This window comes from Mesorhizobium australafricanum (assembly GCF_033977265.1).
GTDB lineage: Bacteria > Pseudomonadota > Alphaproteobacteria > Rhizobiales > Rhizobiaceae > Mesorhizobium > Mesorhizobium australafricanum.
In genome coordinates this window covers 546409-565075 of record NZ_JAVIIT010000001.1, presented here as the reverse complement: position 1 = coordinate 565075, position 18667 = coordinate 546409, and the positions used below count along the sequence as shown (strand labels likewise).

At 63.5% G+C, this 18667-nt stretch carries 17 protein-coding genes; 6 read left to right on the top strand and 11 right to left on the bottom strand.

Annotation, left to right across the window (positions count from 1 at the left end):
• Positions 1-184 precede the first annotated feature (184 nt).
• Both RFM98_RS02730 and RFM98_RS02725 read left to right on the top strand, forming a co-directional pair.
• On the top strand, positions 185-1396 hold the full coding sequence (locus RFM98_RS02730; protein WP_320307389.1) for an NADP-dependent isocitrate dehydrogenase: 1212 nt from the start codon (positions 185-187) through the stop codon (positions 1394-1396).
• An 81-nt stretch (positions 1397-1477) separates the two neighbouring features.
• Positions 1478-2104: a glutathione S-transferase family protein gene (locus tag RFM98_RS02725; RefSeq protein ID WP_320307388.1), complete on the top strand. Its 627-nt coding sequence runs from the start codon at positions 1478-1480 to the stop codon at positions 2102-2104.
• A gap of 240 nt (positions 2105-2344) precedes the next feature.
• Here the strand turns inward: RFM98_RS02725 and alaS are convergent, their stop codons facing one another.
• Together alaS and recA are read right to left on the bottom strand one after the other, a co-directional pair.
• Entirely contained in the window at positions 2345-5014 is a 2670-nt protein-coding gene (gene alaS, locus RFM98_RS02720) for an alanine--tRNA ligase (protein ID WP_320307387.1), read from the bottom strand.
• A 441-nt stretch (positions 5015-5455) separates the two neighbouring features.
• On the bottom strand, positions 5456-6553 hold the full coding sequence (gene recA, locus RFM98_RS02715; protein ID WP_320213585.1) for a recombinase RecA: 1098 nt from the start codon (positions 6551-6553) through the stop codon (positions 5456-5458).
• A gap of 275 nt (positions 6554-6828) precedes the next feature.
• Here recA and RFM98_RS02710 point away from each other — a divergent pair, with 275 nt between their 5' ends.
• Both RFM98_RS02710 and RFM98_RS02705 read left to right on the top strand, forming a co-directional pair.
• On the top strand, positions 6829-7767 hold the full coding sequence (locus RFM98_RS02710; protein WP_320307386.1) for a carbohydrate kinase family protein: 939 nt from the start codon (positions 6829-6831) through the stop codon (positions 7765-7767).
• Positions 7768-7806: 39 nt separating this feature from the next.
• Positions 7807-8724, top strand: coding sequence for a pseudouridine-5'-phosphate glycosidase (locus RFM98_RS02705; protein ID WP_320307385.1), 918 nt, complete (start codon positions 7807-7809; stop codon positions 8722-8724).
• Between the two features lie 207 nt (positions 8725-8931).
• Here RFM98_RS02705 and RFM98_RS02700 read toward each other — a convergent pair whose 3' ends face one another.
• Positions 8932-9255 (bottom strand): TfoX/Sxy family protein, encoded by a 324-nt coding sequence (locus tag RFM98_RS02700; RefSeq protein WP_320307384.1) that lies wholly within the window; start codon positions 9253-9255, stop codon positions 8932-8934.
• A gap of 89 nt (positions 9256-9344) precedes the next feature.
• Between RFM98_RS02700 and RFM98_RS02695 the strand changes: the two genes are divergently transcribed.
• Positions 9345-9842 (top strand): GFA family protein, encoded by a 498-nt coding sequence (locus RFM98_RS02695; RefSeq protein WP_320307383.1) that lies wholly within the window; start codon positions 9345-9347, stop codon positions 9840-9842.
• Positions 9843-9979: 137 nt separating this feature from the next.
• Here the strand turns inward: RFM98_RS02695 and sufA are convergent, their stop codons facing one another.
• The 8 genes from sufA to RFM98_RS02655 form a co-directional block, all read right to left on the bottom strand.
• Complete coding sequence (gene sufA, locus RFM98_RS02690) at positions 9980-10360, bottom strand: Fe-S cluster assembly scaffold SufA (protein WP_320307382.1); 381 nt, start codon at positions 10358-10360, stop codon at positions 9980-9982.
• Positions 10361-10466: 106 nt separating this feature from the next.
• Complete coding sequence (locus tag RFM98_RS02685; RefSeq protein WP_320307381.1) at positions 10467-10874, bottom strand: SUF system Fe-S cluster assembly protein; 408 nt, start codon at positions 10872-10874, stop codon at positions 10467-10469.
• A gap of 5 nt (positions 10875-10879) precedes the next feature.
• Positions 10880-12121 carry a cysteine desulfurase gene (locus RFM98_RS02680; RefSeq protein WP_320307380.1) on the bottom strand — a complete coding sequence of 414 codons (1242 nt, stop codon included), beginning with the start codon at positions 12119-12121 and terminating at the stop codon, positions 10880-10882.
• A 104-nt stretch (positions 12122-12225) separates the two neighbouring features.
• Positions 12226-13497 carry a Fe-S cluster assembly protein SufD gene (gene sufD / locus RFM98_RS02675; protein ID WP_320307379.1) on the bottom strand — a complete coding sequence of 424 codons (1272 nt, stop codon included), beginning with the start codon at positions 13495-13497 and terminating at the stop codon, positions 12226-12228.
• Positions 13498-13522: 25 nt separating this feature from the next.
• On the bottom strand, positions 13523-14278 hold the full coding sequence (sufC, locus tag RFM98_RS02670; protein WP_320307542.1) for a Fe-S cluster assembly ATPase SufC: 756 nt from the start codon (positions 14276-14278) through the stop codon (positions 13523-13525).
• A 74-nt stretch (positions 14279-14352) separates the two neighbouring features.
• Complete coding sequence (locus RFM98_RS02665; protein WP_320307378.1) at positions 14353-14808, bottom strand: hypothetical protein; 456 nt, start codon at positions 14806-14808, stop codon at positions 14353-14355.
• Positions 14805-16322: a Fe-S cluster assembly protein SufB gene (sufB, locus tag RFM98_RS02660; RefSeq protein WP_320307377.1), complete on the bottom strand. Its 1518-nt coding sequence runs from the start codon at positions 16320-16322 to the stop codon at positions 14805-14807. Before sufB ends, RFM98_RS02665 begins: the two co-directional genes overlap by 4 nt.
• A 183-nt stretch (positions 16323-16505) precedes the next feature.
• Positions 16506-17666 carry a cysteine desulfurase family protein gene (locus tag RFM98_RS02655; RefSeq protein WP_320307376.1) on the bottom strand — a complete coding sequence of 387 codons (1161 nt, stop codon included), beginning with the start codon at positions 17664-17666 and terminating at the stop codon, positions 16506-16508.
• A gap of 241 nt (positions 17667-17907) precedes the next feature.
• Here RFM98_RS02655 and RFM98_RS02650 point away from each other — a divergent pair, with 241 nt between their 5' ends.
• Complete coding sequence (locus RFM98_RS02650; RefSeq protein ID WP_320307375.1) at positions 17908-18582, top strand: alpha/beta hydrolase; 675 nt, start codon at positions 17908-17910, stop codon at positions 18580-18582.
• Positions 18583-18667 lie beyond the last annotated feature (85 nt).

The window sequence follows — 18667 nt, the reverse complement described above, 5'->3', positions numbered from 1 at the left end:
GCGTTTCAGCGTCCCCTGCCACATCCGGCCCGGAAAATGAAGCATTCACAACAGCGGCGCCGTCCGCCAAGGCACGGATCGCGGTTTGCGCGCTGAAAAAGCCTTTGATATACGCTCCGCATCCCCCGGCCGAAACCATGCGGGCAAGGCCGTCCAGATCCCCCAGCAACGAGGCATTCTTTCCATGGCGAAGATCAAGGTGGCAAACCCGGTCGTCGAGCTCGACGGCGACGAGATGACCCGCATCATCTGGCAGTTCATCAAGGACAAGCTGATCCACCCCTATCTCGACCTGAAGCTTGAATATTACGACCTCGGCATCGAGCACCGCGATGCCACCAACGACCAGGTGACCATCGACTCGGCCAACGCCATCAAGAAATGGGGCGTCGGCGTGAAATGCGCGACGATCACCCCCGACGAGCAGCGCGTCGAGGAATTCAAGCTGAAGAAGATGTGGAAGTCGCCGAACGGCACCATCCGCAACATCCTCGGCGGCACCATCTTCCGCGAACCGATCATCATGAAGAACGTGCCGCGCCTGGTGCCGGGCTGGACCAAGCCGATCATCGTCGGCCGTCATGCCTTCGGCGACCAGTATCGCGCCACCGACTTCCGCTTCCCCGGCAAGGGCAAGCTGACGATCAAGTTCGTCGGCGAGGACGGCCAGGTGATCGAGCACGACGTCTATGACGCGCCCGGCGCCGGTGTCGCCATGGCCATGTACAATCTCGACGAATCGATCCGCGAATTCGCCCGCGCCTCGCTGAATTACGGCCTGCTGCGCAACTACCCGGTCTACCTGTCGACCAAGAACACCATCCTCAAGGCCTATGACGGGCGCTTCAAGGACATCTTCCAGGAGGTCTACGAGAAGGAGTTCGAGGCCGAGTTCAAGGCGAGGAAACTCTGGTACGAGCACCGCCTGATCGACGACATGGTCGCTTCCAGCCTGAAATGGTCGGGCGGCTATGTCTGGGCCTGCAAGAACTATGACGGCGACGTGCAGTCCGATACGGTGGCGCAAGGTTTTGGCTCGCTCGGCCTGATGACCTCGGTGCTGATGACGCCGGACGGCAAGACGGTGGAGGCCGAAGCCGCGCACGGCACCGTCACCCGCCACTACCGCCAGCATCAGAAGGGCGAGGAAACCTCGACCAATTCGATCGCCTCGATCTTCGCCTGGACGCGCGGCCTCGCCCACCGCGCCAAGCTCGACGACAATGCCGAGCTGAAGCGCTTCGCCGAGACGCTGGAAAAGGTCTGCATCCAGACCGTCGAGAGCGGGTTCATGACCAAGGACCTGTCGCTGCTGATCGGCCCCGACCAGCCCTGGCTGTCCACGACCGGCTTCCTCGACAAGATCGACGAGAATCTCCAGAAGGCGATGGGGTGAAACCAAAATCCCGGTAACGTCGAAGGCTCCGAAAGGAGCCTTCTTTTTTGGGCGCGAGCAATGAGAGCGGAAGGGTAATCGATGACCAAGCCGATCCTCTACGGTGCCGACTACAGCGTCTATGTGCGCATCGCGCGGTTGGCGCTGGAAGAAAAGGGTACCGACTACGAGCTCGTCCCGCTCGACATCTTTGCCGCCGAGGGCATTCCGGGCTGGTATTTGGAGCTTCACCCGTTCGGCCGCATCCCGGCCTTCGAGCATGACGGGTTTGGTCTGTTCGAGGCCGGCGCCATCGCACGCTACGTCGACGAGGCTTTCGCCGGTCCGGCTCTGCAGCCGGCCGACGCGCGCGGACGCGCCAGGATGGGCCAGATCATCGGCATGCTCGACGCCTATGGCTATCGCGCGATGGTCTGGGACGTTGCCGTCGAGCGGCTTGAGAAGGCGCAACCGGATTGGGCGTTGATTGCCAGCGGCCTTGCTCAGGCGGAGACGGTACTGAAGGTGCTGAGATCGGTGAAGGCACAAGGCCCATGGCTGCTTGGCGACCAGCTGACGCTGGCGGACCTGCACGCCGCGCCGATCATCGCCTATTTCGTCAAGGTCACACAAGGGCGCGATCTGTTGGCGCGGTTCGCGGAGGTCCGGGATTGGTATGCGCGCGTCGCTGATCGTGCAAGCTTTGCGCGGACTGAAAAGGTCGCTTAGGCCGAGTGGATTTCCTCAACGCCGGCGCCGCCCCTCATTGCCCTGCCGGGCATTTCTCCCCGTTAACGGGGAGAAAGAAGCGGTTGCAACGCCGGCGCCTTTCCTGCACCGCTGACCATTGGCGAAAGCCGCGATAACAGCCCCTTCTCCCCGTTCAACGGGGAGAAGATGGCGGCAGCCAGATGAGGGGCAGCGCTAACCTCGCAGAATTAGCAACCGGCCTACGCTAAGCTGCCCGGCTTACGCCGCCTCCAGCGCTGCCTTCACCGCCGCGATGGCGTCGTTGGCCTTGGAGGCGTCGGGGCCGCCGGCCTGCGCCATGTCGGGCCGACCGCCGCCGCCCTGCCCGCCAAGCGCGGCGGACGCGACGCGCACGAGATCGACGGCGCTGAAGCGGCCGGTCAGATCGTCGGTGACGCCGACAACCACGCTTGCCTTGTTGTCCTCGCCAGCGCCGACAAAGATGACCACGCCGGAGCCGAGCGTCTTCTTGCCGGCATCCGCCAGCGGCTTCAGGTCCTTAGGCGCCACGCCGGTGACCGCCTTGCCGAGGAAACCGACGCCTGCAACGGTCTCGTTGGCGGCCGGGGCATCGGCAACGGCCGAGCCGCCACCCAGCGCCAGTTTCTTGCGCGCTTCCGTAAGGTCCTTTTCGAGCTTCTTGCGCTCCTCGAGCAGTGCTTCGACACGAGCCGGCACATCGGCCGGCGCAATTTTCAGGGTCGCCGCCGCGGCCTTCAGCCGCCTGTCCTGCTCGTCGAGATGCTTGCGCGCCGCCTCGCCCGTCAGCGCCTCGATGCGGCGCACACCCGCCGCCACCGCGCTGTCCGAGAGGATGCGCACCAGGCCGATGTCGCCGGTCGACCTCACATGCGTGCCGCCGCACAGCTCTACCGAATAGGACCGGTTGGCCTTGGCACCGTGCAGGCCGGTGCCCATCGACACGACGCGCACCTCGTCGCCATATTTTTCGCCGAACAGCGCCATCGCACCCTCGGCGATGGCATCGTCGACCGACATCAGCCGCGTCGTCACCGGGCTGTTCTGCACGACGATCTCGTTGGCCATGCGCTCGACCTCTTCCAGGTCCTCCGACGAGATCGGCTTGTTGTGCGAGATGTCGAAGCGCAAGCGTTCGGGCGCGACCAGCGATCCCTTCTGCGCGACATGGGTGCCCAGCACCTCGCGCAGCGCCTCGTGGATAAGATGTGTCGCGGAATGGTTGGCGCGCAGCCTGGAGCGGCGGGCATGATCGACCTTGAGCTCGACGGCGGCACCGGTCTTGACCGTGCCATTCGCCACCTTGCCGAGATGCACGAACAATCCGTCCGCCTTTTTCTGCGTATCGGAAACCTCGATCGAGAATCCGTCGCCGGAGATCACGCCGGTATCGCCCATCTGGCCGCCGGATTCGCCATAGAACGGCGTCTGGTTGACGACCACGGCGACGGCATCGCCCTGGCCGGCGCTGTCGATGGTCTTGCCGTCCTTGACCAGTGCCTGGACGATGCCTTCCGCCTGCTCGGTCTCGTAGCCGAGGAATTCGGTCGCTCCAGTCTTTTCGCGCACCGAGAACCACACCGTCTCGGTCGCGGCGTCGCCCGAGCCCGTCCAATGCGCGCGCGCCTCGGCCTTCTGCCGTTCCATCGCATCGGTGAAGCCGGCGATATCGACCGAGATGCTGCGCTGGCGCAGCGCATCCTGCGTCAGATCGAGCGGGAAGCCATAGGTGTCGTAGAGCTTGAACGCCGTCTCGCCGTCCAGCATGTCGCCGGCATGCAGCGTCTCCGTGGCGTCCGAAAGCAGGCCGAGGCCGCGCACCAGCGTCTTGCGGAAGCGCGTTTCCTCGAGCTTCAGCGTCTCGGTGATCAGCGCCTCGCCGCGCACGAGCTCGGGATAGGCCTGGCCCATCTCGCGCACCAGCGCCGGCACCAGCTGCCACATCAAAGGCTCCTTGGCGCCAAGCAGCTGCGCGTGGCGCATGGCACGGCGCATTATACGGCGCAGCACATAGCCGCGGCCCTCGTTGGAGGGCAGCACGCCGTCGGCCACCAGGAAGGAGGACGAGCGCAGATGATCGGCGATGACGCGGTATGATGCGACGTTCTCCTGGCTCGGACCCTGGCCGAGCGCGGAGGACGCCGCGTCGATCAGATGCCTGAACAGGTCGGTTTCGAAGACGCTTTCGACGCCTTGCAGGATCGAGGCCATGCGCTCCAGGCCCAGGCCGGTGTCGATCGAGGGGCGCGGCAGGTCGATGCGCTCCTCTTTCGTCACCTGCTCATACTGCATAAACACCAGGTTCCAGAATTCGAGGAACCGGTCGCCGTCTTCCTCCGGGCTGCCGGGCGGGCCGCCCCAGATATGCTCGCCGCGGTCGATGAAGATTTCCGAGCACGGGCCGCACGGGCCGGTATCGCCCATCGCCCAGAAATTGTCCGAGGTCGGGATGCGGATGATGCGGTCGTCGGAGAAGCCGGCGATCTTCTTCCAATAAGCCGCCGCCTCGTCGTCGGTGTGATAGACGGTGACGAGCAGCTTGTCCTTCTTGAGGCCGAAACCCTTGGTGATCAGGTTCCACGCAAGCTCGATCGCGCGCTCCTTGAAATAGTCGCCGAACGAGAAATTGCCGAGCATCTCGAAGAAGGTGAGATGCCGCGCGGTGTAGCCGACATTGTCGAGGTCGTTGTGCTTGCCGCCGGCGCGCACGCTCTTCTGCGCGGTCGAGGCCCGCGAATAGGGACGCTTCTCCAGACCGGTGAAGACGTTCTTGAACTGCACCATGCCGGCATTGGTGAACATCAGCGTCGGATCGTTGCGCGGCACCAGCGGGCTGGAGGCGACGATCTCGTGACCCTCCTTGCGGAAGTAGTCGAGGAATGTCGACCGGATGTCGTTCACGCCACTCATTGCGTACTGCCTTTTCGCGAGAACCGCCGGCGCTGCCGGCGGCTGATGGGCTTTCGTGTTTCAGAAGATAGATGGGCCTTTTAGCCGTAGCTCTTGGCCCTGTCCAGAAACACGGAAACAGGCATCTCGCCCAAAAGTGCGCAAGCGGTTTTGGGAAAACGACATGCATAAACAAAAGACGCAAAGCGCATCACCTGGATTCATTGCAGCGTGACGCGCTTTGGGCCGATCAGCCGACGAGCGGCAGCTCAGCGCCGCCCCCAAAACGCAAAACCGCCGGCACGGAGGCCGGCGGTTTTGGTACGCAATACTCAAGAACTCAATTACATAAGCATAAGACGATAAACCAGGATTATGGCCGAACTCCGGCCAAGCCGACTAATTGCCTTGGCTCGATTCCGGACAGGAACCATGGCGCAACCCTCCTGGAACCAACCGGCCCTACACAGCGCCGGCTTCGTCCTCAAAACCGTCATCGCCACCTTCGGAGCCGCCGTTCTCGAGGAATTTCTCGGCGATCAGCCCGGCGTTCTGACGCAGCGCCAACTCGACTTCTCGCGCCATGTCGGGATTGTCGCGCAAGAACAGCTTGGCGTTCTCGCGGCCCTGGCCGAGGCGCTGCGAGTTATAGGAGAACCAGGCGCCCGACTTCTCGATGACACCGGCCTTGACGCCGAGATCGATCAGCTCGCCGGTCTTCGACACGCCCTCGCCATACATGATGTCGAATTCAACCACCTTGAAGGGCGGGGCGAGCTTGTTCTTCACCACCTTGACGCGGGTCTGGTTGCCGACGACCTCGTCGCGGTCCTTGACCGAGCCGATGCGGCGGATGTCAAGGCGCACCGAGGCATAGAATTTCAGCGCGTTGCCGCCAGTGGTGGTTTCGGGCGAACCGAACATGACGCCGATCTTCATGCGGATCTGGTTGATGAAGATGACCATGGTGTTGGAGCGCGAGATCGAGGCGGTCAGCTTGCGCAGCGCCTGGCTCATCAGGCGAGCCTGCAGGCCAGGCAGCGAATCGCCCATCTCGCCTTCGATTTCGGCGCGCGGCGTAAGTGCTGCCACCGAATCGACCACCAGCACGTCGATGGCACCGGAGCGCACCAGCGTGTCGCAGATCTCCAGTGCCTGCTCGCCGGTGTCGGGCTGCGAGATCAAAAGGTTCTCGAGATCGACCCCAAGCTTGCGGGCATAGACCGGATCGAGTGCATGCTCGGCATCGACGAAGGCGCAGATGCCGCCCTTTTTCTGCGCTTCCGCAACCGTGTGCAGCGCCAGCGTCGTCTTGCCCGAGCTTTCCGGCCCGTAGATTTCGATGATGCGGCCGCGCGGCAGGCCGCCGACGCCGAGCGCGATGTCGAGGCCGAGCGATCCCGTCGGCACGGTTTCGATCTCGACCACCTGCTCATTGGCGCCGAGCCGCATGATCGAGCCCTTGCCGAAAGCGCGCTCGATCTGCGACAGCGCCGCATCCAGAGCCTTTGATTTGTCCACTGCCTTATCCTCTACAAGCCGCAAAGAATTCTGAGCCATGATACATCACCCCTTGGTCGTCAATGAAGGCCGGACAATCCGTGATCCCTGCCTGTTTTGTACCTTTTTTGTTCTCATTTGGCAAGGGGCAATAAATACCTGAAAAACAATCAATATCTCGGTCTGTTCTATTTTTGTCTCACCAGGACTAGTATCCACCAGAAGCACTGGTTCAAAAGAGACTTCGCCGTCCGACCGTCCGAATCGCGACCCGATTGCGAGGCGACCAGAGGAAACCTAGTGTGCGCAGCCGCACGATCAACCAAGGTCACCACATGCCGACATCCCCGACAATCCTGGCGCTGGGCGGCGCGCATATCGACCGGCGCGGCCAGGTCTCGGGCACGTATGTGCCCGCCGCCTCCAATCCTGGCATCATGCGCGAGGATGTCGGCGGCGTCGTTTTCAATGCGCTGCGCAGCGTGGTGAAGCGCGGCGTGTCGGCCTCGCTGATTTCGGTGCGCGGCGGCGACGCGGCCGCCGACACGGTCGCCTCGGCGATCGACGGCGCCGGAATAACGGACCTCTCGGTCGTGTTCCTCGACCGCACGACGCCCAGCTATACGGCGCTGATCGACGGCGACGGCGAATTGATCGTCGGGCTGGCCGACATGGCGCTCTATGATCTTGCTTTCCCCAAGCAGATCCGCCGCGCCAAGGTGCGCGAGGCGATCGCCGCCGCCGACGCCGTCCTGTGCGACGCCAACCTGCCGACGGCGGCGCTGGAACGGCTGCTGGCGCTTGCCGGCGACCGGCCGGTGTTCGCCATCGCGGTCTCGCCGGCCAAGGTCGTTCGCCTGGCGCCGCTGCTCGCCGATCTGTCGCTGCTTTTCATGAACCGCCGCGAAGCTGCCGCGCTGGTCGGCGTCGAGCCTTCCGGGCAAACCCTTGTCCGCCAACTCAGGCAGGCCGGCCTGAACGCCGGCGTCGTGACGGCCGGCAGTGCTCCGGTGCTGGGCTTCGATGACACCGGCATCTTCCAGATCGACCCGCCCGCGCCGCGCAAGGTCGCCGACGTGACCGGCGCCGGCGATGCCTTGACCGGCGCAACGGTCGCCGCCTTGCTGCGTGGACTGCCGCTGCGTACCGCACTGCGTGAGGGCCTTGCCGCGGCGATGCTCGCCATCGAGAGCGCCGAGGCCGTGCCGTCCTTCACGAGCGCCAACTTCACGCAGGCGCTTGCCCTTGTGCCGGAGGCGCGGGAGGTGGCATAGGGCCACCAAGCATCCACTTCCTCCTGACCGGAGACAGCCATGTCACCCGAGACCGCCCGCCCCTTCATCGACATCCACCAGCCTGTAGCGGAGGCGCTTGCCGCCGGCCGGCCGGTGGTGGCGCTGGAGAGCACCATCATCACCCACGGCATGCCCTATCCCGAAAATGGCGCGATGGCGGCCAAGGTCGAGCAGATCATCATCGACGGCGGCGCGGTTCCGGCGACGATCGCCGTGGTCGACGGCCGCATCAAGATCGGGCTCTCCGACGGCGAGCGCGAATCGCTTGCCATGACCGGCGACGCCATGAAGCTGTCGCGCGCCGATATCGGCTTTGCGGTCGCGCAGGCGCGCACCGGCGGCACCACCGTTGCGGCGACCATGATCGCCGCGCATATGGCCGGCATCAAGGTCTTCGCCACCGGCGGCATCGGCGGCGTCCACAAGGGCGCCGAGAAGAGCTTCGACATCTCGGCCGATCTCGACGAGCTGGCGCGCACGCCGGTCATCGTCGTCTCGGCTGGCGCCAAGGCGATCCTCGACATCGAAAAGACGCTGGAAGTGCTGGAGACGCGCGGCGTGCCGGTCATCGGCCATGGCTGCGAGACAATGCCCGCCTTCTGGTCGCGGCAATCGCCCTTCCGCGTGCCGCTGACGCTGCATGCGGCGGAGGACATCGCGCATTTCTACCGGACGCGGCAGGCGCTGGGTCTCGGTGGCGGCATCCTGATCGCCAATCCGGTGCCGGCGAATGACGAGATCCCGGCTGTCGAAATGGACGGCTATATCCAGGCCGCGCAGAAAGCGGCCGGGGCGCAGAATGTCACCGGCAAGGCGGTAACGCCCTTCCTGCTGTCGAAAATCCTGGAGCTCACCGGCGGCCGCAGCTTGAAGACCAATATCGCGCTGGTCGAAAACAACGCGCGGCTGGCGGCGGAGATCGCCAAGGCGCTGTAGGGCACGCTGCGAAAGCCCCCTCACCCGGATTGCCAAGGCCGAGTTGCGAAGAGCAATTCGGGGCAATCCGACCTCTCCCCGAGGGGAGAGGAGCTTGCCGGCGCCGGCGCCAGCCTCTTCTCCCCGACGGGGAGAAGGTGGCCGCGAAGCGGCCGGATGAGGGGGCGGCCTCGACGTACCCTTCGTAGCGTTAAACAGCAGGTCAAATTACTTCCCCGCCCTTCGCCCAGCCTCATAAGCCCGCCGCGCCCACGTCGCCATCTCATCGGGATCATCGAAGGCCTCGTCGGGCACACTCCAATAGGGCATCGCCACATCCTTGCCATGCCGCGTGCCGGTATAGGTCCACTGGCTGCAGCCGGCAGCTTCGAAGTCGGGGATGCTCGCCTCATCCGCTTTCAGCATCAGTTCGCCGCGCACGACGACCGCGACGATGACGCCGTCGCAATAGATGCCCTTGCCGCCGAACAGTTTGCGAATGCCGATCGGCCCCAGGCTTTCGAACAGTTCTTCGAGGCGCGCATTATCCATGCCGCGATCATCTCATCCGGCATGGGCCTTGTCATCGCCGCAACCAAAAGCATGCTGACAGGTTGAGACGTGGAAACGGAGTTCCCGCCATGCCTGTCCTGCTCAAAGGCTCCTGCCGCTGCGGCGCCGTCCGCTTCGATGTGGAAAGCCACACGCCGGTGCCGTTCATGCTCTGCTACTGCTCGATCTGCCGCAAGCAGCAGGGCGGCGGCGGGTTTGCGATCAATCTCGGCGCTGACTACGAGACGATGAAGATCCTGGGCAAACGCAATCTCGGCGTCTATCGGGCCGAGATCGAGGACGACGAGCATCCGCATTGCGAGGTCTCGACCGGCGAGCGCAATTTCTGCAGGAAATGCGGCTCGGCACTCTGGCTCTACGACCCGACCTGGCCGGACCTCGTGCATCCCTTCGCTTCAGCCATCGACAGCGACCTGCCGAAGCCGCCGGACAAGGTGCATCTGATGCTGAAATACAAGGCGAGCTGGGTCGAGCCGGTCATCGGCAGACAAGACAAGGTGTTCGAAATCTATCCCGAGGAATCGATCGCCGACTGGCACAAGCGTACAGGGATGTGGGTGGAGTGATTGTCTTCTCCCCGTTCTACGGGGAGAAAATGCCGGCAGGCAGATGAGGGGCGGCGCCAGCCTCTCAAAACTTCGCACTTACCCCTCATCCGGCCCTTCGGGCCACCTTCTCCCCGAAAACGGGGCGAAGGAAAGGGTCAGGCCGAAGCGCGCGCCTCGGCAAGCGCCTTGAGGTCGGCCGGCTTCAGCTCGACCGATTCGCCGCAGCCGCAGGCCGAGCTCTGGTTCGGGTTCTTGAAGGTGAAGCCGGTGCGCAGCTTCGTCTGCTCGAAATCCATCTCGGTGCCGAACAGGAAGAGCGCGGCTTCCGGCGCGACATAGACATGCGCGCCGTCGCGCTCGATATGGTCGTCCTTGGGGTTCGGTTCCGTCACCAGGTCGACCGTGTATTCCATGCCGGCGCAGCCGCCCTTCTTGATGCCGAGGCGGATGCCATGCGCGCTGTCGCGCGCAGCCACGATCTCGCGCACCCGGTCGGCGGCCTTGTCGGTCATCGTGATGACGGCGAAGCGTCCCATATCATTCTCCACGTTCGCGCGGGTTCAAGGCCCGCGGAATGAGTCTGCCCTTAAGATGGTGAAGTTTCACCTACGGTGCAAGTCAGCCAATCTTTTCAAGCCGATCCTAATACCACCCCACCGCGACCTGCGCCTCTTCCGACATGCGGTCGGGTGTCCACGGCGGATCGAAGGTCATGCTGACCTCGACACCGGAAACGCCCTCGACGGCGCCGACAGCGTTCTCGACCCAGCCCGGCATCTCGCCGGCCACCGGACAGCCCGGCGCGGTCAGCGTCATGTCGATCTTGACCGAGCGGTCGTCCTCGATATCGATCTTGTAGACCAAGCCGAGCTCGTAGATGTCGGCTGGGATTTCCGGGTCGTAGACGGTCTTCAGCGCCGAGACGATGTCGTCGGTCAGCCGCGCCAGCTCATCGGCGGGGATTGCCGAGGCCGACACGATGCCGTTGCCAGCCGTTTCCGGGCCTGCCGTTTCTGGAGCAGTGTCTGCGGTCGCGCTCACATCGTCCATAATCATCACCCGAAGAACTTTCGCGCCTTTTCCAGCGCCTCGGCCAAAGCGTCGACTTCGGCCCTTGTATTGTACATGCCGAACGATGCCCTGCATGTGGAGGTAACGCCGAAGCGTTTCAACAGCGGCTGGGCGCAATGCGTGCCGGCCCGCACTGCCACACCTTGCCGGTCGATCACCATCGACACGTCATGGGCATGGATACCTTGCAATTCGAACGAGATGATGGCGCCCTTGCCGGGCGCGTCGCCGAAGATGCGCAGCGAGTTGATCGCGCGCAGCCGCTCATGCGCGTAAGTCTTGAGGTCCGCCTCGTGTGCTGCGATGCGCTCGCGGCCGACTTTCTCCATGTAGTCGAGCGCCGCGCCCAGGCCGATCGCCTGCACGATCGGCGGCGTGCCGGCTTCGAAGCGGTGCGGCGGCTCGTTATAGGTGACGATGTCCTCCGTCACCTCCTCGATCATCTCGCCGCCGCCCATGAAGGGCTGCATCTCTTCCAGCCTATCCTTCTTGCCGTAGAGCACGCCGATGCCCGACGGGCCGTAGACCTTGTGGCCGGTGAAGACGAAGAAATCGCAGTCCAGATCCTGCACGTCGATCGGCATGTGCACGGCGCTCTGGCTGCCGTCGACCAATACGGGAATTCCACGCGAATGCGCGATGCGCACGATCTCCTTGATCGGCGTCACCGTGCCCAGAGCATTCGACATCTGCGTGATGGCAACGAGCTTGGTGCGGTCGGTCAGGCGCTTCTCGAACTCCTCGATATGGAAGGCGCCGAGATCGTCGACCGGCACCCAGACGAGCTTGGCGCCCTGGCGCTCGCGGATGAAATGCCAAGGCACGATGTTGGAGTGGTGCTCCATGATCGAGAGCACGATCTCGTCGCCCTCGCCGATCCGTGGCATGCCCCAGCCATAGGCGACCGTGTTGATTGCCGACGTGGTGTTGGAGGTGAAGACGATATTGTCGGTGCTTGGTGCGTTGAGAAACCGCTGCACCGACTTGCGCGCATTCTCATAGGCATCGGTCGCGGCGTTCGACAGGAAATGCAGGCCACGATGGACGTTGGCGTATTCCTGGGAATAGGCGTGCTGGATCGTGTCGAGCACCACCTGCGGCTTCTGCGCCGAGGCGCCATTGTCGAGATAGACCAGCGGCTTGCCATAGACCTGGCGCGACAGGATCGGAAAGTCGCGGCGGATCGCCTCGACATCATAGGGGGTGGTTTCGATCTTCTGGTCCATTTCCAAGTCCTTGCCGGCCAAGGCCGCGATCCTTCCAACACCCCTCATCCGTCTCGGCGCTTCGCGCCGATCCACCTTCTCCCACAAGGGGAGAAGGCAAGGCCCTACCCGTGCGTCGAAAACCAGCCGTCGAGCCGCGCTTCCAGCGCTTCGACCAGCGCCTCGTCGTCCAGTTCCTCGATCACTTCGGCCACGAAAGCCTTCACCAGAAGACCCCGCGCCGTCTTCTCGTCGATGCCGCGCGCCATCAGGTAGAACAGATGGTTGTGGTCGATCTCGGTGACCGTCGCGCCATGGCCGCAGACGACGTCGTCTGCGAAGATTTCCAGCTCCGGCTTGGTCGAGAACTCGCCGTCATCCGACAGGAGCAGCGTGTTGCAGGCCATCTTGGCGTTGGTCTTCTGCGCGTATTGATGGACGTTGATGCGCCCCTGGAAGACGCCGCGCGCCTTGCCGGTCACCACATTGCGGATCACTTCCGTCGAGGTCGTGTGCGGCACGGTATGGTCGAGCACCATGGTGGTGTCGGTATGCGTGTCGCCGGCCAGAAGATTGATGCCGCGCAATTTGAAATCGGCCCCCTCGCCCGTCGTCCTGACGACGACCTCCTGGCGAACGAGCTTGCCGCCGGCATTCATCACGAACAGCGTCAGCTTGGCATCCTTGCCGATATGGGCCTTGAACTGGGCGAGATGCGTGACTGTCTCCGGCTGCTCCTGCACGATCAGCCAGGTCACCTCGGCGCCGTCGCCTACCACGAGCTGGCTGACCGAAGAGACGAGCGCCTCGTCGCCTTCGCCCGTCTGGCGCTCGAGGATGATCGCCTTGGCGCCGGCTCCCACACGCGCCAGCAGCCGCACATGCGACTGGCCGCCGGCCTGCAGGTTCTGCAATTCGATCGGCTTTTCCAGCTCGGCGCCGTCGGCGATATCGACGAAATAGCCGTCGGCGACAAAAGCAGTGTTCAGCGCGCCGATCGCGTCGTCGTCGCCGTAAGGATCAAGCCCTGGTGCGACGCTGCCATCGGTCAACTTCTCCGACAGGCGCTGCACTGTGACGTCTTCGATCTCCGGCAGCTTGGCGTTGGAGACGCCGTTCAGCACCGACAGAACCGCCGAGCCTTCAAGAACCGGGGCAAGCGCCTTGGCGACGGCGCCGGCTTCGAAAGCCGGCACCTTGGTCAGCAACCGTCGCAGGTCGGTATAATGCCAGGATTCGACGCGGCGCGTCGGCAGGCCGTGCTTGATCGCTTCGATCGCGTCGTCGCGCTTGACCATCACCGCGCCATCGCCGGGCAGCAGCGACAGCCGCTCGCCGAACGCATCGATCAGCGCCGTCTCGGCCAATGTCCGCTGGGGCTGTGCGTGCATGTTCATGACTTTCGCCTCGACTGCTCCCATCTCACGCGGCTTCGCCAATCACACCGGCATAGCCGTTGGCCTCGAGATCGAGCGCCAGCGACTTGTCGCCAGACTTGATGACCTGGCCCTTGTAGAGCACGTGCACCGAGTCGGGCACGATGTGCTCGAGCAGGCGCTGGTAGTGGGTGATGACGACGATGGCGCGGTCGGGCGAGCGCAGCGCGTTGACGCCGTCCGAGACGATCTTCAGCGCGTCGATGTCGAGGCCGGAATCGGTTTCGTCGAGCACGCAGAGCTTCGGCTCGAGCAGCTTCATCTGCAGGATCTCGGCGCGCTTCTTCTCGCCGCCGGAAAAGCCGACATTGAGCGGCCGCTTCAGCATCGCCATGTCCATGCTGAGCGAGGCGGCGGCTTCCTTCACGCGCTTCAGGAACTCCGGCACCTTCAGCGGCTCCTCGCCGCGCGCCTTGCGCTGCTCGTTCATCGCCACCTTCAGGAATTCCATGGTCGCCACGCCCGGTATCTCCATCGGATACTGGAAAGCCAGGAAAATGCCGGCGGTGGCGCGCTCGGCCGGATCCATCTCGAGGATCGACTGGCCGTTATAGAGGATGTCGCCTTCGGTGACCTCATAGTCCTCGCGGCCGGCAAGGATATAGGACAGCGTCGATTTCCCCGAGCCGTTCGGCCCCATGATGGCGGCGACCTCGCCGGCTTTCACCGTCAGGTTCAGGCCGCGGATGATTTCGGTGCCGTCATCGACGATGCGGGCGTGGAGGTTCTTGATCTCAAGCATCTTTGTTTCTTTCATACAATTTTCTCAAGGCGCGGCCGTCGACCTCACGGCAAACTTGCACTTTGTAGGCGTCATCATCGCTGGGAGGTGACCCTGGACATCAGTCCCCCCTCCACACCCTTGGCATGATAGTTAGGATTGATCCGAGCGCCCGTAGACAGCACGCCTAGATACCGCGCTACCGTCGGAACAATTTCAGCTAGTGAGCCGTGTATAAACCCATCGGAGGAGAGGGCCTGGCGAGCCAGCGGTAGGTCGTTCAAGAAGACAACATAACCTTCCTCATCACCCGGATTGGCAGATAGTGCTATTTCATCCCCATGAGCTATCTCAAGGCCGATAGGATAATCCTTGCGGATTACTCGGAAAGAGTGGCCGGCAACCGCAGCCTCGAGCAGTACGGCCATCCTTTCGTTGCGACCCAACAGCTCATGACGTGCGGATTCGAAACTCACTGCTTGCGAAAGCGAAGCGCTTCGTCCTTCTTGGAAGGCAGGTCCAAAAGCCTCGATCAGAGCCTCGTCACTCACCCCACGCTCCCTTCAAGGCTGATGCCGATCAGCTTCTGCGCTTCGACGGCGAACTCCATCGGCAGTTGCTGGATGACGTCCTTGACGAACCCGTTGACGATCAGCGCGATCGCCTCTTCTTCCGGAATGCCGCGCTGCATGACGTAGAACTTCTGGTCCTCGGAAATCTTCGACGTCGTCGCCTCGTGCTCGAACTTCGCCGTCGCGTTCTTGGCTTCCATGTAGGGCACGGTGTGCGCGCCGCACTGGTCGCCGATCAGCAGAGAGTCGCAATTGGTGAAGTTGCGCGCGTTGGCCGCCTTGCGGTGCGCCGAGACCTGGCCGCGATAGGTGTTCTGCGAGAAGCCGGCGGCGATGCCCTTGGAGATGATGCGGCTCGACGTGTTCTTGCCGAGATGGATCATCTTGGTGCCGCTGTCGACCTGCTGGTAGCCGTTCGACACCGCGATCGAATAGAACTCGCCCGAGGAATCGTCGCCGCGCAGGATGCAGCTCGGATATTTCCAGGTGATCGCCGAACCGGTCTCGACCTGCGTCCACGAGATCTTCGAGCGGTCGCCGCGGCAGTCGCCGCGCTTGGTGACGAAATTGTAGATGCCGCCCTTGCCCTGCGCGTCGCCGGGATACCAGTTCTGCACCGTCGAATATTTGATCTCGGCATCGTCGAGCGCGATCAGCTCGACCACCGCCGCATGCAACTGGTTCTCGTCGCGCTGCGGCGCCGTGCAGCCTTCGAGATAGGAGACATAGGCCCCCTCTTCGGCGATGATCAGCGTGCGCTCGAACTGGCCGGTGTTCTTCTCGTTGATGCGGAAATAGGTCGACAGCTCCATCGGGCAGCGCACGCCCTTCGGCACGAAGACGAACGAGCCGTCGGTGAACACGGCCGAGTTGAGCGTGGCGTAGAAATTGTCCGAGGTCGGCACGACCGAACCCAGATACTTCTTGACCAGCTCCGGATGCTCGCGGATCGCTTCCGAGATCGAGCAGAAGATGACGCCCGCCTGCGCAAGTTCCTTCTTGAAGGTGGTGACCACCGAGACGGAATCGAACACGGCGTCGACCGCGACGCGGCCGGACTTGTAGACGTTGTCGCCGATCTCTTCCTCGTCCGAAGCTTCGGTCTTCTGCACGCCGGCGAGGATCTCCTGCTCCTTGAGCGGGATGCCGAGCTTCTCATAGACCTTGAGCAGTTCGGGGTCGACTTCGCTCAGCGACTTCGGACCGGGCGTGCTCTTCGGCGCGGCGTAGTAGTGGATGTCCTGGAAATTGATCTTCGGATAATGGACGCGCGCCCAGGTCGGCTCTTCCAAGGTCAGCCAGCGGCGATAGGCCCCCAGACGCCATTCCAGCATCCAGTCCGGCTCATCCTTCTTGGCCGAGATGAAGCGAATGATGTCCTCGCTCAGGCCCTTGGGGGCCTTGTCCATCTCGATCTCTGTCTGGAATCCGTATTTATACTGGTCGACGTCGATCTTTCGAACTCGATCGATCGTCTCCTGCACAGCAGGCATAAGCGTTCTCCATCCACGCCGGGGTCAAGGCCCGACAGTTTTCAAACTATGGCACCACCCGAACCGGGAGCGGCTCGCGGCGGAGTAAGTTGCATATAGTGCGTGTCCGCCGGAAATTCACCCGGCCAGGACAAAACGCACGGCTCTACCAGGCCGCTAGGCCTGAATTCATCTTTGCCGCCGTCAGGCGGCCTCTTCCTTGCCCCCGCGGCGGGCGACGATGCCGGCCAGCGCCGCACGGAAAGCCTCGATATCCTCGGCGCCGGTCGCGCGGCCGATCGAAACCCGCAAAGCACCCAGGCTATCGCCACGGCCCATCGCCTTGAGCACATGGCTTGGCCCGACTTTTCCCGACGAGCAGGCCGAACCCGCCGACAGCGCGACGCCGGCAAGATCGAAAGCGATCTGCGCCGTTTCGGCCTTGATGCCGGGAATAGCGAAGAATGTCGTGTTGGCAAGCCTTAGAGCGCCATTTCCGAAGATTTCCGCGTCCGGCGCCAGTTCGGTGACGATGGCCTCGATCTCGTCACGCCGGCGCGCCATGGCGTCGATCTCGGCGAGACCGGTCAGCGTGGCACGCGCAGCGGCGCCGAAACCGGCGATCCCGGCGACGTTTTCCGTGCCGGCGCGGTGGCCCTTCTCCTGGCCGCCGCCATTGATCAGCGGCCGCGGCATCATCAGGTCGGACGCGGCGATGATCGCGCCGACACCCTTCGGCCCGCCGATCTTGTGCGAGGACAGGATCAGATAATCGGCATAAGGAGCTGACATGTCGAGCGAAATCCGCCCGGCAGCCTGCACGGCGTCGACGACCAGCACCCCGCCGGCGGCCTTGACGATTGCGGCGATGCGCCCGACCGGCTGGACGACGCCGGTCTCGTTGTTGGCGGCGTGGATCGCCACCAGCTGCAGGCCAGCGGCCTTGTCATGCGCGGCAAGCGCGGCGGAAAGCGCGTCGAGATCGGCAATGCCGTTCCGGTCGACGCCGACCTTCGTCACCTGCGCCGCCGCAAACCGCCCGCCATTCAGGATGCAGGGATGGTCGGCCGCCGAGACATAGAGGTGGCTCATACGGATGGCGCCGCGCCCCATCTGCCAGTCGGGCCCGAGCAGCGTCGAGGCGGCTTCGGTGGCACCGGAGGTGAAGACGACATGCTCAGGCCTGGCATTGACCAGCCGCGCCACGTCGCGGCGTGCATCCTCGACCAACCGGCGCGAGGCGCGCCCTTCCGTGTGGACCGATGACGGGTTGGCGGCATCGAGCGCAGCGACCATCGCCGCCCGCGCTTCCGCAATGAGCGGCGCGCTGGCGTTGTAGTCGAGATAGGCGCGGGTTGCGGCCATTTTCGCTCAGTTCGTCCTTTCGCCAACTATCCCGCGAGGATAGCGCGTTATTTCCTTGAAATTGCAAGGCAAGCCGTCCTATTTACCCGGCTTGCGGCGCAGGCGGCCGGACCATCGGGTTTCGGCCACCCAGTTTTGAACAATTCTAAACTAGCTTCTAGGAAGACGCTTGCCCGGCGTCAAGGCCGCAGAGGCCAAGGAAGTTCCGGCTTGCGCCTTCGTATGCCACGTGGAGTATTTTATGCCTGAGGTCATTTTCGCCGGTCCGGCTGGTCGCCTGGAGGGACGTTATCAGCCCTCGAAGGAAAAGAGCGCGCCGATCGCCATCGTGCTGCACCCGCATCCGCAATTCGGCGGCACGATGAACAACAAGATCGTCTACGACCTCTTCTACATGTTCCAGAAGCGGGATTTCACCACGCTTCGATTCAATTTCCGCGGCATCGGCCGCAGCCAGGGAGAGTTCGACCACGGCACAGGCGAATTGTCGGACGCGGCCGCGGCGCTCGACTGGGTGCAGTCGCTGCACCCGGATTCCAAGAGCTGCTGGGTCGCCGGCTATTCGTTCGGCTCGTGGATCGGCATGCAGCTCCTGATGCGCCGGCCGGAGATCGAGGGCTTCATCTCGGTCGCGCCACAGCCCAACACCTATGACTTCTCCTTCCTGGCGCCCTGCCCGTCGTCCGGCTTGATCATCCATGGCGATGCCGACAAGGTGGCGCCGCCCAAGGACGTGCAAGGATTGGTCGACAAGCTGCACACGCAGAAGGGCATCACCATCACCCAGAAGACGATCCCCGGCGCCAACCATTTCTTCGCCAACGATTCCGAGCTGCTCATCCGGGAATGCGCCGACTATCTCGACCGCCGGCTGGCCGGCGAGCTCGCCGATCCGAGGCCGAAGCGCCTGCGCTAGAGCAATCCCAGGAAAAGCGCGTAGCGTTTGGGCTCGGCGCCGTAGCCTTCCGTCCGCAATTGCGCAAAAACAATGGCTTGGAGCG

What these genes read in the sequence shown, in the direction of transcription:
- sufB (WP_320307377.1), bottom strand. Translation starts at nt 16,322, where the DNA reads ATGCCTGCTGTGCAGGAGACGATCGATCGAGTTCGAAAGATCGACGTC.
- RFM98_RS02655 (WP_320307376.1), bottom strand. Translation starts at nt 17,666, where the DNA reads ATGGCCGCAACCCGCGCCTATCTCGACTACAACGCCAGCGCGCCGCTC.
- RFM98_RS02650 (WP_320307375.1), top strand. Translation starts at nt 17,908, where the DNA reads ATGCCTGAGGTCATTTTCGCCGGTCCGGCTGGTCGCCTGGAGGGACGT.
- sufA (WP_320307382.1), bottom strand. Translation starts at nt 10,360, where the DNA reads ATGGGACGCTTCGCCGTCATCACGATGACCGACAAGGCCGCCGACCGG.
- RFM98_RS02700 (WP_320307384.1), bottom strand. Translation starts at nt 9,255, where the DNA reads ATGGATAATGCGCGCCTCGAAGAACTGTTCGAAAGCCTGGGGCCGATC.
- RFM98_RS02730 (WP_320307389.1), top strand. Translation starts at nt 185, where the DNA reads ATGGCGAAGATCAAGGTGGCAAACCCGGTCGTCGAGCTCGACGGCGAC.
- RFM98_RS02685 (WP_320307381.1), bottom strand. Translation starts at nt 10,874, where the DNA reads ATGGACGATGTGAGCGCGACCGCAGACACTGCTCCAGAAACGGCAGGC.
- sufD (WP_320307379.1), bottom strand. Translation starts at nt 13,497, where the DNA reads ATGAACATGCACGCACAGCCCCAGCGGACATTGGCCGAGACGGCGCTG.
- RFM98_RS02680 (WP_320307380.1), bottom strand. Translation starts at nt 12,121, where the DNA reads ATGGACCAGAAGATCGAAACCACCCCCTATGATGTCGAGGCGATCCGC.
- sufC (WP_320307542.1), bottom strand. Translation starts at nt 14,278, where the DNA reads ATGCTTGAGATCAAGAACCTCCACGCCCGCATCGTCGATGACGGCACC.
- alaS (WP_320307387.1), bottom strand. Translation starts at nt 5,014, where the DNA reads ATGAGTGGCGTGAACGACATCCGGTCGACATTCCTCGACTACTTCCGC.
- RFM98_RS02710 (WP_320307386.1), top strand. Translation starts at nt 6,829, where the DNA reads ATGCCGACATCCCCGACAATCCTGGCGCTGGGCGGCGCGCATATCGAC.
- RFM98_RS02725 (WP_320307388.1), top strand. Translation starts at nt 1,478, where the DNA reads ATGACCAAGCCGATCCTCTACGGTGCCGACTACAGCGTCTATGTGCGC.
- recA (WP_320213585.1), bottom strand. Translation starts at nt 6,553, where the DNA reads ATGGCTCAGAATTCTTTGCGGCTTGTAGAGGATAAGGCAGTGGACAAA.
- RFM98_RS02695 (WP_320307383.1), top strand. Translation starts at nt 9,345, where the DNA reads ATGCCTGTCCTGCTCAAAGGCTCCTGCCGCTGCGGCGCCGTCCGCTTC.
- RFM98_RS02705 (WP_320307385.1), top strand. Translation starts at nt 7,807, where the DNA reads ATGTCACCCGAGACCGCCCGCCCCTTCATCGACATCCACCAGCCTGTA.